Source organism: Arthrobacter sp. Marseille-P9274 (assembly GCF_946892675.1).
GTDB lineage: Bacteria > Actinomycetota > Actinomycetes > Actinomycetales > Micrococcaceae > Crystallibacter.
In genome coordinates this window covers 45,487-65,202 of record NZ_CAMPOV010000003.1, presented here as the reverse complement: position 1 = coordinate 65,202, position 19,716 = coordinate 45,487, and the positions used below count along the sequence as shown (strand labels likewise).

The following is a 19,716-nucleotide window of genomic DNA, read 5'->3' as shown; positions in this document are numbered from 1 at the left end:
GCTGTCACCGATCCAGAGGGGAAAACCAATGGAAAAGACAAGCACCAAGGTGCGTCCCAACTTCAAACGCACTGCGTTGATGGGTGCCATGTTCCTGATGGCCACCAGCGCCATCGGCCCCGGCTTCATCACCCAGACCACGGTCTTCACGGTGCAGCTCGGCGCGGCCTTCGCCTTTGCCATCCTGCTGTCGATCCTCGTGGATATCGCCGTGCAGCTCAACGTCTGGCGGATCATCGGCATCTCGGGGATGCGGGCACACGAACTCGGCAACAAGGTGCTGCCCGGGGCCGGCTGGCTCCTGGCCGCCCTAGTGTTCCTGGGCGGCGTGGTCTTCAACATCGGCAACATTGCCGGTACCGGGCTCGGCGCCAACGCCATGATGGGCGTGGATCCGAAGATTGGCGGGGCCGTTTCGGCCATCGTGGCGATCCTGGTCTTCCTCTCCAAGAAGGCGGGCATGGCGCTCGACCGGATCGTTGTGCTGCTCGGCGCCCTGATGATCCTGCTGATGCTTTATGTCGCCATCGTCGCGGCCCCGCCCCTCGGAGAAGCACTGAAGAACACCTTCCTGCCGGAGGAGGTCGACTTCCTCGTCATCACCACGCTGATCGGCGGTACCGTCGGCGGCTACATCACCTATGCCGGCGCCCACCGCATGCTCGACGTCGGCGCGCACGGCGTCGAGAACGTCAAGGCGATCTCCCGCAGCTCAGTCCTGGGCATCCTGGTCACGGGCCTCATGCGGGTGCTGCTCTTCCTGGCGATCCTCGGCGTGGTGGCCGGCGGCGTGACGCTGACCAGCGACAACATGGCGGCCGAAGCCTTCGGTGCTGCCGCGGGTGAAATCGGCATGCGCATGTTCGGCGTCGTCCTCTGGGCTGCCGCCCTGACCTCGGTCATCGGCGCCGCCTACACCTCGGTCTCCTTCATCACCCGCACCACCACCTCCGAGCGCAAGCGGAACCTGATTATCGTGGCCTTCATTGCCGTCTGCGCCGTGATCTACCTGTTCGTGGGCCAGGCTCCGCAGGAGCTGCTGATTTTCGCCGGCGCGTTCAACGGGCTGATCCTGCCCATCGGTTTCGCCATCATGCTGTGGGCGGCGTGGCGCCGCCGCGACCTGCTGCACGGCTACGTCTATCCGAAGTGGCTGCTGATCCTGGGCGGCGCTGCCTGGCTGCTGACCCTCTACCTCGGCTGGAATTCGCTGGCCGGCCTGTCGCAATTCTGGAGCTAGAACATGAGCAACCTGCAAGACACCATCAGCACGGTCACCCTGCCCGCGGATCCCGGCGCTTTGTCTCCGGCCGAGGCGCGCGCCGCCTTCCGCTCCGGGCTGGCCGTCCCCACAGCCGGCTGGTCGCGCGGCTTTGCCCAGGCCAACCTCATCATCGTGCCGCGGGATCTGGCGTTCGACGTGCTGCTCTTCGCGCAGCGCAACCCGAAGCCGTGCCCGATCCTCGGCGTGCTCGACGCCGGCGAAACCAGCGGACCGCTGCTGGCCGGCGGCGATATCCGGACCGACGTGCCGCGCTACACCGTCTACCGGGACGGGCAGAAGGTTGACGAGCCGACGGACATCACGCAGTACTGGCGGGACGACCTCGTCACCTTCATCGTCGGCTGCTCGTTCACCTTCGAGTCGGCGCTGCGCGAGGGCGGCATCTCCATCGCGCACATCGACCAGAACGTGAACGTGCCGATGTACCGGACCGGCGTCCGCTGCGAACCGGCCGGATCGATGGCGGGCCCGCTCGTGGTCTCGATGCGCCCGGTTCCCGCGTCCCAGGTCGCCGACGCCGTCCGGATCACCTCCCGCTACCCGGCCGTGCACGGCGCGCCCGTGCATGTGGGCAACCCGGAGGAACTGGGCATCGCTGACCTGGCCAGGCCGGACTTCGGCGACCCGGTGCGCATTCCCGAGGGCCACGTTCCGGTGTTCTGGGCCTGCGGTGTCACCCCGCAGGCGGCGGTGATGGAGTCCCGTCCCGCGCTGGCCATCGGCCACGCGCCCGGGCACATGCTCATCACGGACGCCCGGGACAGCCGGTACCTGGTCCCTTAATCCGCGAACGACGGCGGCGCGCGAGGTTCCGAAGTTGCGGACCCTCGCGCGCCGCCGTCGTACTCTTGCCGCCGGGAGGGACTCAGGCCCTGGTGACCTTGATGGTCGTCGCGGGGCAGGAGTCGGCATGGCGGATCAGTGCCGTGCGCTCCCGGCTGTCCGCCTTCAGGCCCCAGCGGATCTTCATGGCGACCCAGTCCGCGACGTACTTGCAGCGGTTCCTGGCCGGCATCCAGTCCTCCGGGCCCTTGGCCTGCTTGGCCGAGTTCAGCTTGGACGTCTGCGCGTTCAGGAGGCGGCCGTCGCCCAGGTCGTTGTAGAAGGCGGCGCGGCGGGCCTGCGACCAGGACCGGGCGCCGGAACCCCAGGCCTCATGCACCGGGACGAGGTGGTCGATCTGCACGGACGACGCCGAGTAGTGCGTGCGGTTGTCCCAGTTCGTGACCCACTTGCCGCTCCGGACCGTGCAGCGCCGCGAGGTCGTGTAGGTCGTGCGGACCTTCGACTCCTGGATGAGCACCTCGGCCCGCGTGTTCTGGCAGTCCCGGTTCGTGTCCTTCCAGTCGCCGAAGTAGCGGTCCCGGTCGTAGCCGGTGTTCTTCTCCGCCGCTACCGGCAGCGAGCGTGCGGCGGTGCGCAGCGACGCCTTGTAGACGGTTGCAGCTTCCGCCGGAACCGCGAGTCCGGCCAGCAGCAGGGCAGCCGTGAAAACGGCAGCGATGATTTTCCCCAACATTGAAGGTCCCCCAACCTTGTCTTTCCCCATGCCGCCGTACAAGTAGAACCCCAACGGTTCAAGGCGGCGGTTATACGATACATGACGCGTCATCATCTGGCCATCCCCCAAGGAACGGCGGAGCGGGGCGGGGATGGCTCCTCAGCAGGGCTTTGCCCGCACAGCGGGCCGGGTCAGCGCAGCCGGCGCTGGCGGTGCATGGGGAATGCCGCACGGGTGGTGTCGATGGCCTCCACCGGGACATCGACGACGGCGAGGCCCGGCTCGGTGCCGAGTTGCTGCAGGGAAGCACCCATCGGGCTGACGGCGACGCTGTGTCCGATGGAGTTGGGCGGGGACTGGCAGGCGCCGGCGAGGTAGAGGCCGTTTTCAATGGCGCGGGCGGCGGTGAGGCTGAGCCACTGGTTTGTTTTGTGCTCGCCGGGCACCCAAGCCGCGCAGGCGAGCAGGGCCTGGGCTCCGGCGTCGGACAGGGCCCGGGAAAGCTCAGGGAAGCGGAGGTCGTAGCAGGTCATCAGGCCGAAGCGGACCCTGCCCAGGTCAAAAAGGACGGGGTCCGCGGTGGGCGCGGGCTTGATGAACCGGGACTCGGTGTAGCCCTGGGCGTCGAAGAGGTGGATCTTCCGGTAGCTGGCGAGCCGGGAACCGTCGGCGGCGAAGGCAGCGAGGGTGTTGTAGGCGCGGCCGGGTTCGTCGCTGGATTCGACGACCCCGGCCACCAGGGCGATGCCGTGCCGCCGGGCGGTCGCCGCGAGGGCTGCGCAGATGGGACCGTCCAGCGGCTCGGCAGCCTCCGGAAAGGAGGCGTCCAGTACTTTCTTGTCGTAGGTGGCGTATTCGGGCAGGACCAGCAGCTCCGCCCCGCCTTCCGCCGCGGCACCCGCGAACGCGTCGATGGCAGCAAGGTTCGCACCGACGTCGTGCCCTGATGCAAGCTGTCCCAGTGCAATACGCATGGTGCGGTCCCTCCTCGCCGCCGCTGCTAGGCGGCGACTTCCTCGGTGGCCTTCATCTCCGGCGGGGCGGTTCGGAAGCCCCGGGTGATGATGCCCAGCAGGATCGTTCCGACCCCCAGCCAAATCAGTCCGAGCGTAATCGCGTTGACGTCCAACCGCGAGAGCAGGTACGCGCAGACGATAGCGCCGAGGACGGGGGCAACAAGGTAGCCGAAGGGATTCAGCTGAATGCCTTCGCGCCGCCGCCGGAAGAAGTGGAAAATGACGGAGATGTTGACCAGCGTGAAGGCCGTGAACGCCCCGAAGTTGATGAAGGACGTCGAGGTCGCGACATCGAGGAAGATGGCGATCAGGCCGACTGCGCCCGTAATCACCAGGTTGACCACCGGTGTATGGAAGCGGGGGTTCAGCCGGCCGAAGACGGCCTTGGGCAGCACTGCATCCCGTCCCATCGCGTAGAGCAGGCGGGAGGCGCTGGCCTGGGCGGCGAGGCCGGAGGCGAACTGGGCCGCCACCAGTCCGGCGAGGAAGACCGCGCCGAAGAGCTGGCCGCCGATCTGCAGTGCGATCTCGCTCGCGGCGGAGGCGGAATCCTCGAAGACGCCGCCGGGGTGCACGAGCTGGGTGAAGTAGGAGACGGTGATGAAGATGCCGCCGCCGATCAGTGCGATGAGCATGATGGCCCGCGGCATGTTCTTGCGCGGCTCGACGGTCTCCTCGGTGAGGGTGGTGACGGCATCGAAGCCAAGGAAGGAATAGGCGGCGATGGCTGCGCCGGCCGTGATGGCGCCGAAGCCGGACTCCGGATTGATGAAGGGCTCGGAGCTGATGAGTCCGCCGGCCCCCGAGGTGGAGACGACATTTCCGATGGACAGGGCGACAAAGAACACGATGACGAGCAGCTGGAACGCCATCAGGATGTAGTTGGCCTTGTCTGCGACCTTGATACCCAGGATGTTCAGCAGCGTGGTGACGGCGATGAAACCGATGATCCAGACCGCCATCGGCACGCCGGGGAACTGTGCCGTCAAGTAGGAGCCGCCGATCAGCCAGATCACCATGGGCAGGAAGAGGTAGTCCAACAGGATGGCCCAGCCAACCAGGAAGCCGACGCGGGGGTCGATGGACTTGCGCACGTAGGTGTAGGCGGAGCCGGCAACCGGGTAGGCGATGGCCATGCGGCCGTAGCTGTGCGCGGTGAAGAGCATGGCGATCAAGGCCACGAGGTAGGCCGAGGGAGAGGCACCGGCCGTAGTCTCTGCGATAATGCCGAAGATGCCGAGGACGATCAGCGGCGTCAGGTACGCCAGGCCGAAGAGCACCAGCGACGGCAGTTTCAGCGTGCGGGTCAGCGCGGGTGCAGGGGAAATGGGTGTGCTCACTTAGATGTTCCTCATGTCCGGGACCTTCGGGGTCCAGCTGGCCGGGTCGATCCGGCCCTGGTAGATAGGCAGTTCGATGGGTGGTTCCCCCGGGTGGAATTGGGACCACGGGCGGTTCACGTTTTCGGTTCCGTGCTTCCGGACGCGGTCGACGACGCCGAGGTCGAGTTCCGCGGCGAGCAGCACCGGAGCATCGTCCCGGGCTTCCGCAATGATGTTTCCCTCCGGATCCACGATCAGGCTGCGGCCCCGGCCGGTGGGGCCGGCACAGTTGACGCTGACCATGAAGACCTGGTTGACGATTGCGTTTGCTTGGGCGAGTACCAGTTCCTGCCGGCGGTCGGGGGTGGTGGTTTTGACGACATTGAGGATCACTTCGGCGCCCATCCAGGCCAGTTGGCGGGTCACTTCCGGGTACCAGGCGTCGTAGCAGATGTGCAGGCCCACCCGGCCCATGCCGTCCAGATCGACGACGGTGAAGCTGTCGCCCGGATCGTAGGGCTCATGCGGCCGCCACGGGAAGATCTTGCGGTAGTAGCCGGCGAGTTCCCCGGCAGGCGAGAGGACCAGTTGGGTGTTGAAGAGCTGTCCGTCGGGGCCGCGCTCGCAGACGCTTCCCGGCACAAGCCAGACGCCGAGGTCGCCGGCGAGCTGCCGCAGTTCGCGGACACGGGGGCCGTCGAGCGGCTCGGCGCTGTCCTGCAGGGCTGCAGTGCGCTGCAGGTCCGGTGCGCCGTCGGCGAAGAGGTGCAGCTCCGGAAAGACCAACAGCTTGGCCGAGGGGTAGCTGGACAACGCACTGTTTGCCTCGTCGGCGAAGGCCGAGACCGGCTCGCCGATAAGGCGCGGCCGGGCCTGCGCCGCGATGAGGGGGAGGGGTCGTTGCATGGGTAGCTTCCAGTCGATCGTGAGTGACTTGTGACATAATAGATCAAGTTGAACCAATAAAGGAAGGGGTTGGATGGGACCGTATGGTTGTTCCTATGACCACGGGCACCGCAGCATCGGAGCGCGCCCTGCCTGAAGCGGCGGGCTCTGCCATCGACGAGGGCGTGCTGGCCGGCATCGACCGCCGCAGCGCCATTGACGCCGTGCGGCTCCGGATCAGCACCGCGATCCTGCTCGGCCTGCTGCGGCCTGGGGAGCGGCTGCCGGACCAGAAGGAGCTGGCCCTCGGGCTCTCCGTGAGTCCGATTACCGCGCGGCGGGCGCTGACGAACCTGGCCGAGCAGGGCATCGTGGTCCGTCGGCGGGGCCGCGGCGGCGGCACGTTCGTCGCCGACGAACCGCCCCGGCAGCTGCTGCAGGAACTCACGGCCGGGCCGGAGGAGTTCACCGCAATCCACCGGTTGGTGGACCGCCGCCTGCTCTTCGAATGCGCTGTCACGCACTATGCCGCACTGAATGCCTCCGAGGAGCAACTGGAGGGGCTGTATCGGCTCACCGAGCGGATGGCCGCCGCCACCGGCTGGTCGGAGTACCACCAGGCCGACGACGAGTTCCACCGGCTGGTGGCGCGCTGCTCCGGCATGGGCACTGCCGTCGACGAATACAACCATGCGCTGGCCGACCTGTACGCCTACTTCCTGCCGTACCCGATCGAGCATCTGCACAATTCCAACCGGGACCACATCCGGCTGGTCGAGGCCTTGCGCTCAAGGGACGTGCTTGCTGCCGTCGAAGTATCCCGGCGGCATGTGGCGATCCTGCACAGGACGATGTTCATGGGGCTCCTGGAGGACGGAGAGACGACTCCATGAGCAGAAGCCTGCCCGGCCCCCGGCCGGGGGCCTCTGCCGCCCTGCCGGAGTGCGCCAGATGAGCAGGTCCGGGTTCCTGGATGACCAGCGGTTGGTGCGGGAGGTGCGTGCGAAGCCGGACGCGGCGATTGACCGGGCGAGCTGGCCGGCGGACGTCCCGGCCGTGGCCGCCGTACTGGAATCGGGACTGGAGCTTGCCGAGGGCGTGACCTTCCTCGTCGGAGAGAACGGCAGCGGCAAGTCTTCCGGGCGGAAACCATGCACGGCTACTACACCTTCCAGAGCAACCTGGAGGGCGGGCATGACTTCCACAGCATGAGCCACGGCGAATCGTTCCTGGCCATCGCCGACACGTACCTGACGACCCCCGGGTTCTACTGCCTTGATGAGCCGGAGGCCGCACTCTCATTCAGCTCATCGCTGGCGCTGATCGGCGTGCTCGCTGATCTCGCCGCTAACGGCTCCCAGGTTCTATGCGCCACCCACTCGCCGCTCCTGGCGTCCCTTCCGGGCGCCGCCATCTATGAAACGGGCGAGCACGGGATCCGACGCACGGAGTGGGACGAGCTGGAGTTGGTTGCCAACTGGAAGTCCTATCTTGACGCACCGCAGCGGTACTTGCGGCATATCCTCGGCTCATAGCGGCTGCCGCTCTGCCGGCCAACACCGGGCAAAGGCCGGTGCGAGACATCCTCGAGTCGGCGGTTGCCGGGGCGTCGGGCCGTCCGGCGGCTGAGCTGAAAGACTCCAAGCGGAAGGCGATGCGCGTGCACGCCTGTACCGGCGAGCCTTGTCCCGTGTGCGGGATACGGTCCGGGAAGTGTCCTTCGCAGACTCGTCGCTCCAGTACTGTCCGACGTGCCAGACAGGCGTGCGGACCGCACAACCTCGAAGTTCCTCAAATGAGCTGATTCCGGCCTACGACCCAGCTGGTCGTACTGGTCCGGCAAACCCGGATTGCGCTCCTGCGCATGGGTTCTGATCTGGCGCGCACTCTATCCGCCGAACTCTTATGCGCCATAATCCGGCAGCCATATGGTGGCCACGGTGGCGCGATCAGAGGTGATCCGCCGGTCATCCTCGGCTACCTCATCGACTAAGAGGTGGCCGCAGGTGTCTCACTTCAAAGGCGATGGACACTGACAGAACGGACAGTACAAATGACCAAGCTCTCCCATACAGAAGGCCGAATGAAGCGTCGCGAGCGCTTTCGCGGAGGCATGCTGCTGGCTTTGGCGCTTCCCGGCGTGCTCGCCGTCTCAGCTTGCGGAGGTGGAGGCTCATCAAGCGCCGGCGGGAACGCAGGCGGGGCGGAAGCGTTTTCGGCAGTCAGTTGCGGAGACGTTCCGGTCGTCGAACCGAACGATCCTGACGGCCTGTTGAAGGACCTTCCGGAGGAAGTCCGGGCGGCGTTCAACGGATGGCCGGACAAGATCGAGGCCAGCGCTTGGGCAGGGCTTGAGTCCAAAGCGGCCGACGGTCCGATCACCGTCGGCTATTTGCAGCAGGATTCCGGAAGCCCTGTAGCGGCTGCGCTGAGCGCGGAGATCAAGCGGCTGGCGAAGGAATCGAAGGCCGCCGGCGATGTCGCCGAACTCCTGATCGAGACACCAGGCGGCGCCGGCGGTGAAGTGACGGCCGCTGACCAAGTGCGGGCGTTCGAGCAGCTGGTGCGCAAAGGCGCGGACATCATCATCGCCCAGCCGCTGTCGGGTGAGGCGCTTGTCGGTGCAGTGAATTCAGCCGGCGAGAAAGGCATACCCACCGTGACTTTCACCGGATACGTTGCCTCTCCCTACGCACTGAACATCAGCCCCAACGGATTCGACAGCGTGGCACAGACCGTTGCCCGGGGCGTGGAGATGATTGACGGCAAGGGCAACATGCTCATCGTCCAAGGCATCGAGGGCATGACGGTGAACACCACCTCCGTCGCGACCGCCGAGCAGGTCGTCGAGCCGTGCGAGGACATCAAGATTGTTGGAAGCCCGGCCGGCGACTTCAGTGACCCCGGTGCCAAGTCCGCGGTCATGAGCTTCCTCGCGTCCCACCCCGAAGATATTGATCTGGTCTACCAGGTGGCTTCCATGGGTGCCGGTACCTTCGCCGGTTTCGCCGATGCCGGACGGGAGGATATGCCGGTGATCCTCGACAACCTTCCCACCGCGGCCTCGATCGCTTGGTGGGAGGAGCTGCGTCCCGGGGGGTACCAAGGACTGGCTATCCCGGGGACGGGCACCCAGTTCGGTGAAGCGCTCTGGGAGGTGGCGCTTCGCACGATGAAGGGCGAGGGGCCGAAGATCAACCAGATCGCGCTCGAAACCCAATTCATCACGGACGAAAACATCGACCAGTATGCGGTTGCTGGCGCGACGACCACCTCGGCAGAGGAAACCGAGACCGTCGGCTCGCTCCTCCCCTCCGAGTACCTCGATGGCTACTTCACCACCCCAGGTCAGTAAATGCGAACAGGTGCGGGTGGGCGGCGTCCCGGGGACAGCCGACCGGCCCGCACCGGTTCACCGGGCACCTGTGTGTCCCCGTAAGAAGAAAGTGAGCGAATATGGACGCGAAACTCCGCGCCCCTGAGGCACAGACACGCAGACGCGGGCCGTGTGACGTGCTGCTGGACGTGCGGTCGCTGAGCAAGCGGTTCGGGCCCACGGTTGCTGTCCGGGAAGCCTCATTCAACATCCGGGCCGGTGAAGTGCACGCGCTGGTCGGCGAGAACGGATCGGGTAAATCGACTCTCGTCAAGATCCTGAGCGGAGTACATGCTCCCAACAGCGGGGAGATCGTAATCGGCGGAACCTCGTACAACAGCTTTGCGTCTCCGCGGAATTCGCAGCAGGCAGGAATTGTCACTGTCTTCCAGGAAGTGCTCTCGGTGGGCAGCCGTACTGTGCTGGATAACCTGTGGCTGGGCGCGGACGGAACATTCACGACGAAGGTGCGCAAGGCCGAAAAATCCGAACGTGCCCGGACGGTCCTGGCTGAACTCCTTGAGCACCCGCCGCGGCTTGACGCCCGCGTGGAAGATCTCTCGCTGAGTGACAGGCAGGTCTGCAGTATCGCCCGGGCGCTGCTGCGGAAGCCGAAGATTCTGATCCTGGACGAGGCGACATCTGCCCTCGATTACGACAGCCGGACCCGATTGTTCCGCGTTGTCAGGCGCCTGTGCGATGAGGGTGTGGGGATCATGCTCATTACCCATCGCATGGATGAAATCGAGGAGATTGGAGACCGCATCACTGTGCTCCGGTCGGGCGTCACGGTCGGAACCGTCGATGACGAAAACTGGACGACGGAACAGTTGGTCGAGATGATGACGGGCAGCGATCATCTGGCCCCGAAGACGGCTCGCGCGGAGACGCGGGAACACGACCCTAGTGCCCCCGTCGTCCTCGAAACACGCGGACTAACGCTCGCCCCGGGACGCTCTCCTATTAATGCGCAGATCCGTGCCGGTGAGCTGGTGGGCCTGGCCGGACTTGAAGGGCAGGGGCAGGACGCATTCCTAAAAGCTCTCGCAGGCCTCGGTACGAGTACGGGCCGCGTGGTGCGGAAGGCCAGCGGAGGCGAAGCGGAGATCCTCGATCGGGAAGCAGCCCACTCGCACCGGATTGCTTATGTGCCGCGTGAACGGAGAGGCGAGTCGCTCTTCGAATGGATGTCCATACTCGACAACTTCTCCATCGCGACTGTGCATGAGGACAGCAGATCCGGATTCCTCAGTCCCCGGGCCGCCGCCCGGCGCTTCGGCGACTACGTCTCGCAGTTAAGTATCAAGACCGGAAATACTGCAAACGCCATCACGACGCTTTCCGGCGGGAACCAGCAAAAGGTGGTCATCGCCCGCTGGCTGGCGACCAAGCCCGAGATCCTTCTGCTCAATGACCCCACCCGCGGCATCGACATCAATGCGAAACGCGATCTCTATCGCCTCCTCGGCGATCTTACCGCCGAGGGAATGGCCGTCGTCATGCTCTCCACCGAGGTGGACGAGCACATTGAGCTAATGGATCGGGTACTCGTTTTCGACAACTTTGAGTGCACGCACGAGTTCCAGCATTCGGAACTGACCAGGCAGAACCTAGTTGCCAGCTTCTTTGGGAAGGAAAGCCGCGATGAGCACGGTATTGGATAGATTGGACCGAAAGGGCAGTGCCGCTTCAGTTCCGCAGATACCGCTCCCCGAGCGCGTGCGGCTCTTCTTCCGGCTTCGTCCGGCAGCCTTCGCCACGATCCTCACCGTAGCGATGCTGGCAATCAACATCGCGCTGCAGCCCAACTTCGGGCCGGTGCAGCAATTGGCTGCGTTCGCACCGATGGCGCTGGCCGCCATGGCGACGGCGGCAGCCGTCGTTGGCGGCGGCATCGACCTATCGATCAGCGCCCAGATGACCTTCGCATCGATCCTGCTGGTCGGTTACCTGACTCCCGCGGGGCTGGGCGGCTACATTGCGATCCCCATCCTCCTGGCAGCCGGCGCGCTCCTTGGCATGCTCAACGGTCTGCTCGCCGTGGTCCTGCGACTTCCTCCGATCGTGGCCTCTTTGGCTTCGATGTTCATCTTGACCGGCGTCAATCTGCGCTTGGCGCCCACCCCGGTGATCCTGTTCGACGGGTGGGTGCTCAATCTTGCCAGCCAGGTGTGGTTCATTCCGGGCGCACTGCTGACGATCGGCCTGCCGCTTGTCCTGTGGTCCGTTTTCGTGCGGAGTGCCTTCGGCAAGAATCTCTATGCGGTCGGCGGTAACGACACAACGGCATTCTCGGCCGGCGTCAACGTCGGACTGATCCGCGTAACCTCCTATTCCATTGGCGGCGTCATCGCGGCAGTCGGCGGCATCGCGCTGACGGCCTTGGTGAGCTCAGCAGATGCATCGACCAGTTCGTCGTATGTAATCGGTGCCATCACCGCCATTGCCCTTGGCGGCATTGTGATTACCGGCGGCAGAGGTGGGCTGCTCGGTGCTGTCGCCGGCGCTGCAGTCATCTTCCTCGTTCAGAACATGCTGACGTTGTTCAACGTCTCCCAAGTGTGGCTGAACCTCGTTTTCGGCGCCCTGCTGCTGTTTGCCGTCATTACCGGCTCGATCATTGCGGCCCCGCGGAAGGAGAACAACCAATGACAACCCTGACTGCCAAAGCCGGACACACTGCGAACGATCGTCCGCGCCTTCTGGAACTACTGACCAGAGCGCAGGGCAGGCTTCCCCTTCTGCAGGTTCTCATCACGGTGGTCGCGTTCCTTGTGGGCGCCTTCACCTTGGAAGGATTCGCCTCGGAGAGCAGCGTCAAGTCACTGCTGATTCTCGCTTCTTTGGTGGGCCTGGCGGGACTCGGGCAAACGCTCGCGATCCTGATCGGCGGCGTGGATATGTCGGTTGCCAACTTCCTTGTCGTCGGAGCCGTGTTTGCCACCCAGTTCACGCAGTTGTATGGCATCAGCTTCACCACCGCACTGCTCCTGCTCATCCCGTTCACTGCAATCCTGGGAGGTTTTGTCGGGTGGGTCTGCCACCGGTACAGCGTCGAGCCGCTGGTAGTCACCTTGGCGATGGGAACCTTTGCCCTGGGACTCATGCAGATCCAGACCGAAGGGACGATCGCGGGCGGTGCGCCCGAATGGCTGATGGCGCTGACATCGCTGCGGTCGACAACGTTAGGCCTACCGTTTCCTCCAATCATCGCCATCTGGGCAGTGATAGCCATTGCTCTTGCAATCTTCATCCACCGCACTGCGGTAGGCCGGCGGATGCTGGCTGCGGGAGCGAACGGACGGGCGGCGGGCCTGTCGTTGATCAAGGTTCGTCGCATGTGGATCGTCGTGTTTGCGCTCAGCGCGCTCTTCGCCGGCCTGGCCGGCGTTCTCTTGGCGGCCTTCTCCGGGACAGTCAACACGTCGATTGGTGGCCCGTACCTCTTCCAAAGTCTCGCGGCGGTCATCATCGGCGGCACAGTGTTCGGAGGTCCCGGCGACTACTCCCGCACGGTTATTGGCGCCTTGATGCTGACCGTCATCACGACTGTCCTGATCGGGCACGGTTTGGCCACGAGCGACCAGCAGATCCTGTACGGCGTCGTCATCCTGATCGCGATGGCGATTTATGGCCGCGGACGCAAGTTGAGCGACCGGGTATAACGCAACCTGCGAACTTCTGGTGCCGGGATGAACGGCACCAGCTGGAATGAATCACGAAAGAGGAGAACATTATGCTTCAGGCAGATCCCATCGAGCACTGGCAGGTTTCGCATCTGGCAGCCCTGGACTACGACGCTTTGATGAACCTGTTCAAGTCGCTGGACGCGCCCGTGGTTGGCGAGGTCTCGGGCGAGTACGCCGGGTTTGACTATCTGGGCCAGAACGAGGAGACGTTCGCCGCCGCGCTCGAGCGGGTCAAGGCTGGCAACGGAGTCTTCTGGCTCGGCAAAGGTATCCCGGGCGAAGAAGGCGATGGCGCCTCAGGGTACAACCGCCTTCGCCAGCCCGACGGTACGGTCATGCGGCGGGACCGGTTCGGCGTGCATCGCGGGACTTCCCCGATTGACGGCAAGGAAACCCTGATGCTGAAGTACAGCGATTTCGATAATCCTGCTGGCAGCATTGGATTCCTCGACGAGGTACGGAAAGTGAACGACAAGCTCTTTTTGTGTACCGGAACGCCGGAAGAGGGGGCCGGAGCACCCGGGTTCTTCTTCCTTGCCGGACCGCCGGCTCCATTCCAGGGCGCGGACGACCCGCAGGGCGAACTCCGCGAGGGAGTTGTCGTCTGATGCGAGCTGCGGTTGTCAATGCCCCGGGCTCGGGATTCGTCGTCGAGAACGTCGACCTGGCCGACCCCCTGCCGCGCGAGATCGTTGTGCAGGTGCGGGCGAGCGGGTTGTGCCACAGTGACTTGTCCATCGCGCAAAACGGGATGGGATTCCGGATGCCCGCTCTGCTGGGACACGAAGTTGCCGGAGAGGTCGTGGAGATCGGGGCGAACGTCACGTCTGCAAAGGTGGGTGACCGTGTTGTGGTCTGCATGGTCGCCGGGTGCGGCACTTGCCGGGAGTGCCGGGCCGCGCGCCCCTACCGCTGCCGGCGCACCGCGAGTCTGGAAAGAGGTGTGTCGGAGGAGCCGCGTATTTCACGCGGCGGGGAAGAGCTGACGCAGTTCATGGGAGTGGGAGGATTCGCTGAGCGCGTCCTGGTGCACGAAAACCTCGCTATCCCTCTGCCTGAGGGTATTTCCTACGACGTCGCTTGCCTGCTTGGCTGCGGAGTCGTCACGGGAGCAGGTGCCGCCGTCAACACTGCCGGGATCCGCCCGGGCGACACCGTGGCCGTTATCGGATGCGGCGGAGTCGGTTTGAACACCATCCAAGGCGCTGTTCTCGCCGGCGCTTCGCGAGTGATCGCGGTGGACGTGCAGGCGGGAAAACTGGAGCTGGCGAAGCGGTTCGGTGCCACGGACCTCGTCGATGCCGGTAATGGCGACGCAGTCGAGGCGGTCAAGGAACTCACCGGTGGAGGCGTGGACTTCTCATTCGAGGTGATCGGGTTGCAGTCTACGGCTGAGCAGGCGGTGCGCATGCTGTCCGTTGGCGGAACTGCACTGCTGATTGGAGTGCAGAAGCCCGGGAACCGGCTGGACGTCGACCTGTTCGGCGAGATCATCCTGCCGCAACGCCGCATCGTAGGGGTAGCCATGGGGTCGACCAGCCCGCACCGCGATATTCCGATGTTTGCAGGGCTGTACCTGCAAGGCCGGTTCAACCTTGAGGACCTTGTCTCCGAACGGATTGGTCTCGCCGACATCGATCGCGCCTATCAATCGCTCGGCGGTGGGGCAGTGGCCCGCGCGGTGGTCACTGATTTCCAGCACCGCGATCGCTGACCAAGTCCAATAACAAGTCATCTGAAAGAAGCGAACTATCATGAAAGCTCTTGTTCTCGACGAGGTTGGATCTTCCTTCCGCCTCGCAGATGTCGACATTGCGTCTCCCATCGGCCGGGAAGTGCTGGTGGCCGTCAAGGCCAGCGGGTTGTGCCACAGCGACTTGACGGCCAGCTCGCTGGGCGGATGGCCGGTACCGGCGATCCTTGGACACGAGATCTCCGGGATTGTGGCAGGAATCGGGCCCGAGGTGACGCGGTTTTCCGTCGGTGACCACGTCGTTGCATCCCTGCAGTCCCACTGCGAACGCTGCGATGCCTGCCAGCAAGATGACATCAATATGTGCAGCAATCCAGCATTCGTGGCGCGGACCGAGGAGCAGGAGCCGCGGCTGTCTCTCGAAGGCGTCCCTGTAACTGCCGTGGCCAATCTGGGCGGCTTCGCCGAGCAAGTCCTGCTCCATGAGAACAACCTGGTCCGGATTGACCAGCCGATGGCGCACGAAATCGCTTGCATCCTTGGATGCGGGGTACTGGCAGGCGCTGGAGCCGTTCTCAATGCGGCGGACGTTCAAGCAGGATCGACCGTCGCCGTCTTTGGATGCGGCGGCTTGGGGCTGACGGCCATCCAAGCGACGCTGCTGGCAGGAGCCTCGCGCATCATTGCTGTGGATGTCGCTGATGACAAGCTTGAATACGCTACGAAGTTCGGCGCCACCGACGTAGTGAACTCAGCGACTGAGGATCCGATCGCGACGATCAGGCAACTCACCGAGGGCGGAGCGGATTACGTCTTCGACTTCGTAGGTCGACCCGAAGTGACAAAGCAGGCCTACGAGTCAGTGGGGCGAGCTGGTGAGCTGGGGGTGGTCGGAATCAACAAGCCCGGAGCGATGCTGGAAATCAGCATCGGACCGGAGTTCATCTGGAACCAGGTTCGCATCCGTCCGATCTTCAACGGATCCACCAATTTCCTGCGGGACATTCCGCGGTTCGTGGCCCTGTATAACGAAGGCCGGTTCAACCTCGACGAGCTGGTTTCTCGAACCATCTCCCTGGAAGAAGTCAATGACGCCTATGCCGAGATGACGGGCCACATCGGACGCACTGTCGTGACCTTTCCCTAGCCGCTTCGGGCCCAGGTGGGCTGTGGCAATGCCACAGCCCACCTATTTTTTTGCTGGGGTGGCGGCGCAGCAAGCCGGATGAGCACCACTGTCCCATGCCGTGGGATTTTTCCATTCGGCGAGACAATCCCAGTTGTAATCTGGGTCTCATTCAGTTGGGAAAGCGCAAAGAATGAGGTCGCAGTGAACGATTCGGGGATTGCAACGTTGGGGGCAGATCTGGGGGTGCAAACCACGGTAACGCGCACGATCGACGAGTTTGCAGCAGTCGTCCGGAACTCTGTCATGCCGCTGGCAGTGAAGAGCCAGCACAGAGGCAACTTTGTGGGCAGGCTGCGCTCGGCCGGGAGGGGTCGGGTGCTCTGTTATGAAGTCATGGCTCCAGAGCATACGGTCGAACGTACCCCTGAGCTGATCAAGGACTGTCCCGCTGCACAGGTCTACAAGCTCAGCCTGATGTTGCAGGGGGAAGGGATGATTTTGCAGGACTCGCGCGAAGCGGTTCTGCGCCAGGGCGACCTGGCTATCTACGACGCGACGCGTCCCTATACATTCATCTCCAGCGAGGGGGCACGCACGGCCATCGTGATGTTTCCCCGGGACATGATCGCGCTGCCACCGGAAATGGTCGGACAGTTGACTGCGGTACGCTTCGACCGATCGCAGGGGCTTGCTGCCAGCGTGTCGCCCTTTATGTCGCGACTGATGACTCAGCTCGATCAGTTTGCGCGTCCGGGCGGTTCGCGACTGCCTCACAACATCGTTGACCTGCTGGGGACAATGCTTGTCTCGGAGCTCGATCTCGCACCTGAGGAGACTTCGCATGGCGGTCGGTTGCTGCGCCAGGTGATGAGCTACATCGAGGACCACCTGGGTGATCCGGACCTCAAGCTGAGCTCCATCGCGGCTGCCCATTTCATTTCCCCCCGATACCTGCAGGCGCTGTTCCAGCGACACGGAGCAACCGTGAGTTCATGGGTGCGCGAGCGCCGGCTGGAGCGATGCCACCGGGACCTTGTCGACCCGTCGCTAGCGAGCAGATCCGTGAGTGAACTTGCAGCCAAGTGGGGCTTCCTGGAAGCGGCTCATTTCAGCCGTTCGTACAAGAAGCAGTTCGGGGTGAGCCCCAGGGAGGCGCGTGCTGTTGCCGGCCGGCCAATCGCTGGCATCGGGGCGGGGAGGTGTGCGTCCCTGGTCAACAAGGATGTGGCATAGAGCAAGGCTGCATTCGGCCGCTTCGATAGTGTGAAAGGTGTCACTCGGGGGTGTCCTGGGCCAAAGCTCGTGTCCCCCAGGAGAGGGCGTGGCAGCGAGCGAAGGCAGTGAGGAGCCTGTGGTGAAGGTCGATGGAGGCGAGCTTGATGAGTTCACGGAAGCTCCTGCCATATTCCGTCCCAGCATGATGCATGGGACCGCGACGGACGACGCCGCCGGTGTTGCACCGCTGCTCACTCGCGCAGTGGCCCTGCTGCGCTGCTTTACTCAGGCGGAGTACACCTTGTCGGCGAAGGATCTGGTGGAACGTTCAGGGATTCCACGTTCCACGGTCCACCGGCTCATCGGCGATCTGGTCAGCCTTGGACTCCTGACACGAACGACAGGCGGCCGGTATTGCGTGGGCTCGCTCGTGTGGGAGCTTGCCCAGCATTCCTCGATCCAACTGCACTTACGCCATGCGGCCCAGGTGCACCTCACTCGCCTGTATGACGCCAGTGGCGAGAACATTTTCCTCGGTGTCATGACGACCGACGTCCCGGAAACGGCCGAGGTCATGTACGTGGGGCATGTGAGGGGCCCGCAGTCCGCTCGAACGAATGCGCAGGAGGGGCGGGTTTTTCCTCTTCTCTCGACAGCTATGGGAGTTGCGCTTACCGCCGCACAGCCAGCGGAATGGCGGGAGCAGGTTGTGCGCCGCCTCGGGCCACGCGAGATACCCGCCTTCATAAACCAGAACGAGGGCGCTGGCGATGTGCTGGAACAGTGGCGGCGGCGTGGGTATGTCGTCCAGATCGGCGAGGGGAGCGTGGCGATAGCCGCCCCAATTCTCGCCGAGGAGGGCTATCCGAATGCGGCCGTTGAAATGGTCGTATCGCCGGAACGCTGGGATGAGCGGCGCCTCGCACCATTGATCCGATCCGCCGTGGGGGCCATTGCACGTGACCTTCAGCAGGGGGAATAGCCGGACGATTCGTGGCTAGCAGTGCCACGTAGAAATACACAAACGAAAGGAAGTAGATATGGTTGCCGTTACTGAAGTGGCTTCGCCGCTCATCGACGAGTCGGTGTTTGCCGGCAAGATTTACCTCGATGGCGAGTGGGTGCAGGGCGCGGGAGGCACTGTTGGCTCTATTTCGCCTGCGACGGGGGAAACGATAGCCACTGTCGGCCTGGCTGGACCGGCTGATGTGCGGCGAGCGGCGGAGAGCGCCGCGCGGGCACAAAAGGAATGGGCCGTGACACCCCATCCTGCGCGGGCAGCGATACTCCGCCGCGCCGGCCAGCTATGGGAGCAGCACGCAGAAGAAATATCCGGATGGAATATTCGTGAGGTGGGCGCAATCCCGGCGCTCGCCGGATTCGCGCTGCGTGTGTCAGCAGCGGAGTGCTACGAGGCGGCAACACTGCCCTCGGCTCCGCTGGGGTCGATTCTCTCCAGCGAAGAACCTCGGCTTTCGCTCGCGGAGCAGGTGCCGGTGGGTGTGGTTGCTGTGATCTCGCCCTTCAATGTGCCGCTGATCCTTGGGATCCGGGCTGTCGCCCCGGCCCTTGCACTTGGCAATGCCGTCCTGCTGAAGCCGGATCCCAGAACCGTGGTTACCGGCGGTGTCTCCATGGTGCGGATCTTTGAGGAGGCAGGGCTGCCGAAGGGGCTGCTGCAGTTGCTGCCCGGCGGTGCCGAAGTTGGTGAAGCGATGGTCACCGATCCCCAGGTCCGCGTCATAGCCTTCACCGGATCCACGCGTGCCGGGCGGAGCGTCGGTGAGCTGGCCGGCAAACATCTCAAGCGTGCGCACCTCGAATTGGGCGGTAATTCGGCCTTCATCGTGCGGGAGGACGCGGACGTCGATCAGGCTGTCAACCTCGCAACGTGGGGCGCCTTCCTGCACCAGGGGCAGATCTGTATGACAGTAGGCCGGCACATCGTGCATGAGTCTAGGTTCGAAGAGTATGTAGCGAAGCTTGCGGCCAAGGCCGATTCCATGGTCGTGGGGGACCCCGCGACGGACCATGTACACCTCGGCCCGCTCATCGATGAGGTGCAGCGTGACAGGGTTCATGCCCTTGTCCAGGATGCCGTGGAGCAAGGCGCCAGGCTGGCGGCTGGCGGCACTTACGATGCCTTGTTCTACCGGCCCACTGTGCTGGCCAACCCGCCCAAGGCCGCGGAGGCTTACTGCGAGGAAGTATTCGGTCCGGTAGCTTCCGTTGTTTCATACTCAACTGACGATGAGGCCGTAGAGCTTGCCTCGGCGACGGAGTACGGGTTGTCGCTCGGCATCGTCAGTCGCGACGCACTCGGCGCCTTGGAGCTGGCTCGGCGCATCCCGACCGGAATTGTCCACATCAATGACCAGACCGTGAACGACGAGGCCAACGCACCCTTCGGCGGCGTCGGATCATCCGGAACCGGATCCCGGCACGGAGGTTCCCAAGCAAACATCGATGCGTTCACCGAGACCCGGTGGATCACGATGCGTCGAGAGCCTGGGCAGTACCCTCTTTAGGCGGCGTTCCAGCCGCCCCTCGCTTCCTCTCGGGAGTTAGGCCCTGCAGGTCTCCAGATCCGCGCGTTAGGGTCTGG

Annotated in this window: 18 protein-coding genes and 1 pseudogene; 15 read left to right on the top strand and 4 right to left on the bottom strand. The window is 64.2% G+C overall.

From position 1 onward, the window contains the following. Nucleotides 1-28 precede the first annotated feature (28 nt). Together OC550_RS17685 and OC550_RS17680 are read left to right on the top strand one after the other, a co-directional pair. On the top strand, nucleotides 29-1,240 hold the full coding sequence (locus OC550_RS17685) for an NRAMP family divalent metal transporter (RefSeq protein ID WP_262107252.1): 1,212 nt from the start codon (nucleotides 29-31) through the stop codon (nucleotides 1,238-1,240). 3 nt (nucleotides 1,241-1,243) lie between these two features. Beyond that, nucleotides 1,244-2,068: a putative hydro-lyase gene (locus OC550_RS17680; protein WP_262107251.1), complete on the top strand. Its 825-nt coding sequence runs from the start codon at nucleotides 1,244-1,246 to the stop codon at nucleotides 2,066-2,068. A gap of 82 nt (nucleotides 2,069-2,150) precedes the next feature. On the opposite strand, the gene OC550_RS17675 is transcribed toward OC550_RS17680, so the two are convergent. The 4 genes from OC550_RS17675 to OC550_RS17660 form a co-directional block, all read right to left on the bottom strand. After that, nucleotides 2,151-2,804 carry an HNH endonuclease family protein gene (locus tag OC550_RS17675; RefSeq protein ID WP_262107250.1) on the bottom strand — a complete coding sequence of 218 codons (654 nt, stop codon included), beginning with the start codon at nucleotides 2,802-2,804 and terminating at the stop codon, nucleotides 2,151-2,153. A gap of 173 nt (nucleotides 2,805-2,977) precedes the next feature. Next, nucleotides 2,978-3,760: a carbon-nitrogen hydrolase family protein gene (locus tag OC550_RS17670; protein WP_262107249.1), complete on the bottom strand. Its 783-nt coding sequence runs from the start codon at nucleotides 3,758-3,760 to the stop codon at nucleotides 2,978-2,980. 26 nt (nucleotides 3,761-3,786) lie between these two features. After that, complete coding sequence (locus OC550_RS17665) at nucleotides 3,787-5,142, bottom strand: APC family permease (RefSeq protein WP_262107248.1); 1,356 nt, start codon at nucleotides 5,140-5,142, stop codon at nucleotides 3,787-3,789. After that, on the bottom strand, nucleotides 5,143-6,030 hold the full coding sequence (locus tag OC550_RS17660; RefSeq protein WP_262107247.1) for a carbon-nitrogen hydrolase family protein: 888 nt from the start codon (nucleotides 6,028-6,030) through the stop codon (nucleotides 5,143-5,145). It abuts the gene before it with no gap. A gap of 95 nt (nucleotides 6,031-6,125) precedes the next feature. Between OC550_RS17660 and OC550_RS17655 the strand changes: the two genes are divergently transcribed. The 13 genes and pseudogenes from OC550_RS17655 (at nucleotide 6,126) to OC550_RS17595 (ending at nucleotide 19,639) form a co-directional block, all read left to right on the top strand. After that, the gene (locus OC550_RS17655; RefSeq protein WP_262107246.1) at nucleotides 6,126-6,902 is read left to right on the top strand and encodes a FadR/GntR family transcriptional regulator; all 777 of its coding nucleotides are present in this window, start codon (nucleotides 6,126-6,128) and stop codon (nucleotides 6,900-6,902) included. A gap of 258 nt (nucleotides 6,903-7,160) precedes the next feature. Next, nucleotides 7,161-7,544, top strand: a complete 384-nt coding sequence (locus tag OC550_RS17650; RefSeq protein ID WP_306556946.1) for an AAA family ATPase — start codon at nucleotides 7,161-7,163, stop codon at nucleotides 7,542-7,544. Nucleotides 7,545-7,582: 38 nt separating this feature from the next. Beyond that, nucleotides 7,583-7,808 (top strand): annotated as a pseudogene (locus tag OC550_RS17645) (zinc finger domain-containing protein); the annotation flags it as partial. Between the two features lie 254 nt (nucleotides 7,809-8,062). Continuing rightward, nucleotides 8,063-9,364 carry a substrate-binding domain-containing protein gene (locus OC550_RS17640; protein WP_262107245.1) on the top strand — a complete coding sequence of 434 codons (1,302 nt, stop codon included), beginning with the start codon at nucleotides 8,063-8,065 and terminating at the stop codon, nucleotides 9,362-9,364. Between the two features lie 101 nt (nucleotides 9,365-9,465). Further along, nucleotides 9,466-11,049, top strand: coding sequence for a sugar ABC transporter ATP-binding protein (locus OC550_RS17635; protein WP_262107244.1), 1,584 nt, complete (start codon nucleotides 9,466-9,468; stop codon nucleotides 11,047-11,049). Further along, nucleotides 11,030-12,037, top strand: coding sequence for an ABC transporter permease (locus tag OC550_RS17630; protein WP_262107243.1), 1,008 nt, complete (start codon nucleotides 11,030-11,032; stop codon nucleotides 12,035-12,037). The genes OC550_RS17635 and OC550_RS17630 overlap by 20 nt, the downstream gene beginning before the upstream one ends. Then, nucleotides 12,034-13,050, top strand: a complete 1,017-nt coding sequence (locus tag OC550_RS17625; protein ID WP_262107242.1) for an ABC transporter permease — start codon at nucleotides 12,034-12,036, stop codon at nucleotides 13,048-13,050. The genes OC550_RS17630 and OC550_RS17625 overlap by 4 nt, the downstream gene beginning before the upstream one ends. A gap of 71 nt (nucleotides 13,051-13,121) precedes the next feature. Next, nucleotides 13,122-13,682, top strand: a complete 561-nt coding sequence (locus OC550_RS17620) for a hypothetical protein (protein WP_262107241.1) — start codon at nucleotides 13,122-13,124, stop codon at nucleotides 13,680-13,682. Further along, a complete protein-coding gene (locus OC550_RS17615; RefSeq protein WP_262107240.1) occupies nucleotides 13,682-14,788 on the top strand; it encodes a Zn-dependent alcohol dehydrogenase in 1,107 nt (368 codons plus the stop codon). Before OC550_RS17620 ends, OC550_RS17615 begins: the two co-directional genes overlap by 1 nt. A 40-nt stretch (nucleotides 14,789-14,828) precedes the next feature. Then, nucleotides 14,829-15,914, top strand: coding sequence for a zinc-binding dehydrogenase (locus tag OC550_RS17610; protein ID WP_262107239.1), 1,086 nt, complete (start codon nucleotides 14,829-14,831; stop codon nucleotides 15,912-15,914). Nucleotides 15,915-16,097: 183 nt separating this feature from the next. Beyond that, entirely contained in the window at nucleotides 16,098-17,129 is a 1,032-nt protein-coding gene (locus tag OC550_RS17605) for a helix-turn-helix domain-containing protein (RefSeq protein WP_262107238.1), read from the top strand. A gap of 88 nt (nucleotides 17,130-17,217) precedes the next feature. Then, nucleotides 17,218-18,093 (top strand): IclR family transcriptional regulator, encoded by an 876-nt coding sequence (locus OC550_RS17600; protein WP_262107237.1) that lies wholly within the window; start codon nucleotides 17,218-17,220, stop codon nucleotides 18,091-18,093. Nucleotides 18,094-18,151: 58 nt separating this feature from the next. Next, entirely contained in the window at nucleotides 18,152-19,639 is a 1,488-nt protein-coding gene (locus OC550_RS17595) for an aldehyde dehydrogenase family protein (RefSeq protein ID WP_262107236.1), read from the top strand. Nucleotides 19,640-19,716 lie beyond the last annotated feature (77 nt).

What these genes read in the sequence shown, in the direction of transcription:
- OC550_RS17685 (WP_262107252.1), top strand. Translation starts at nt 29, where the DNA reads ATGGAAAAGACAAGCACCAAGGTGCGTCCCAACTTCAAACGCACTGCG.
- OC550_RS17680 (WP_262107251.1), top strand. Translation starts at nt 1,244, where the DNA reads ATGAGCAACCTGCAAGACACCATCAGCACGGTCACCCTGCCCGCGGAT.
- OC550_RS17675 (WP_262107250.1), bottom strand. Translation starts at nt 2,804, where the DNA reads ATGTTGGGGAAAATCATCGCTGCCGTTTTCACGGCTGCCCTGCTGCTG.
- OC550_RS17670 (WP_262107249.1), bottom strand. Translation starts at nt 3,760, where the DNA reads ATGCGTATTGCACTGGGACAGCTTGCATCAGGGCACGACGTCGGTGCG.
- OC550_RS17660 (WP_262107247.1), bottom strand. Translation starts at nt 6,030, where the DNA reads ATGCAACGACCCCTCCCCCTCATCGCGGCGCAGGCCCGGCCGCGCCTT.
- OC550_RS17655 (WP_262107246.1), top strand. Translation starts at nt 6,126, where the DNA reads ATGACCACGGGCACCGCAGCATCGGAGCGCGCCCTGCCTGAAGCGGCG.
- OC550_RS17650 (WP_306556946.1), top strand. Translation starts at nt 7,161, where the DNA reads ATGCACGGCTACTACACCTTCCAGAGCAACCTGGAGGGCGGGCATGAC.
- OC550_RS17640 (WP_262107245.1), top strand. Translation starts at nt 8,063, where the DNA reads ATGACCAAGCTCTCCCATACAGAAGGCCGAATGAAGCGTCGCGAGCGC.
- OC550_RS17635 (WP_262107244.1), top strand. Translation starts at nt 9,466, where the DNA reads ATGGACGCGAAACTCCGCGCCCCTGAGGCACAGACACGCAGACGCGGG.
- OC550_RS17630 (WP_262107243.1), top strand. Translation starts at nt 11,030, where the DNA reads ATGAGCACGGTATTGGATAGATTGGACCGAAAGGGCAGTGCCGCTTCA.
- OC550_RS17625 (WP_262107242.1), top strand. Translation starts at nt 12,034, where the DNA reads ATGACAACCCTGACTGCCAAAGCCGGACACACTGCGAACGATCGTCCG.
- OC550_RS17620 (WP_262107241.1), top strand. Translation starts at nt 13,122, where the DNA reads ATGCTTCAGGCAGATCCCATCGAGCACTGGCAGGTTTCGCATCTGGCA.
- OC550_RS17615 (WP_262107240.1), top strand. Translation starts at nt 13,682, where the DNA reads ATGCGAGCTGCGGTTGTCAATGCCCCGGGCTCGGGATTCGTCGTCGAG.
- OC550_RS17610 (WP_262107239.1), top strand. Translation starts at nt 14,829, where the DNA reads ATGAAAGCTCTTGTTCTCGACGAGGTTGGATCTTCCTTCCGCCTCGCA.
- OC550_RS17595 (WP_262107236.1), top strand. Translation starts at nt 18,152, where the DNA reads ATGGTTGCCGTTACTGAAGTGGCTTCGCCGCTCATCGACGAGTCGGTG.